Annotated in this window: 1 pseudogene; it reads left to right on the forward strand. The window is 71.1% G+C overall.

Annotated features, from left to right (window positions below):
- Positions 1 to 56: 56 nt before the first annotated feature.
- Positions 57 to 235 (forward strand): annotated as a pseudogene (locus SB660_RS23865) (hypothetical protein); the annotation flags it as partial.

A 235-nucleotide genomic window follows, 5' to 3' on the forward strand; every position in this document is an offset into this window, starting at 1 on the left:
CTCCGTGCCAAGTGGGCGTCCCTGGCCCGCGTGTTCAGGAAGCCGGAGCAGTAGGAATGGGCCTCGGCGAACTCCCCGGCAATGCCCGTCCCGACCCCGACGAACTGCTCGCGCGGGTGCAGCAGGATGAGGCGCGCGCCGGCCGCGGGCGCTTGAAGATCTTCTTTGGCGCTTCCGCCGGGGTCGGCAAGACCTGCGCCATGCTCGCGGCAGCGCGCCAGCAGCTCATCCAGGG

It is taken from the genome of Bacillus sp. SIMBA_005, from assembly GCF_046535585.1.
GTDB lineage: Bacteria > Bacillota > Bacilli > Bacillales > Bacillaceae > Bacillus > Bacillus pumilus.